This window comes from Rhodopseudomonas sp. BR0C11 (assembly GCF_010820945.1).
GTDB classification, from domain to species: Bacteria; Pseudomonadota; Alphaproteobacteria; order Rhizobiales; family Xanthobacteraceae; genus Rhodopseudomonas; species Rhodopseudomonas palustris_H.
Window position 1 is genome coordinate 1 of the sequence record NZ_QTKI01000867.1, and the last position, 412, is coordinate 412.

The 412-nt window shown below is 32.5% G+C and carries 1 pseudogene; it reads right to left on the reverse strand.

The features are described 5' to 3' along the window. Positions 1-412 (reverse strand): annotated as a pseudogene (locus DYI24_RS27855) (hypothetical protein); the annotation flags it as partial.

The following is a 412-nucleotide window of genomic DNA, read 5'->3' on the forward strand; positions in this document are numbered from 1 at the left end:
GGACTATCTTTTTGAATTGAAAAGTCCCCTTGTTTCGTTTTTACAGAAAGTGATACTTTTTTTACGTGATCTATATTTTTATATTTATTAGGTAGAGTAATACCTCCTATTGAACGTGTAGGGGCTTGTTTACTAGTACCTTCACCAACTAAAAATACATCAATGTCATTTAAGTCTTTATCTGTATATTTATTTTTGTCCGTTCCTTTTAATTCAAATTCTGAATGCTGAGAGTGGTGTAAGACAGTTACACCATTGTCAGATAAATATCCGTTTACGTTTCGTAATTCTAAAGGTGTTCTATTGTAATAATCACTTAGTGTATTAATGTCATCAGATTTGCTTTTATCTTGTACTACTGAATGTTGTGCCGCATCTGCTGATTGAGCGTATGTTGTCATTACTCCTGTTG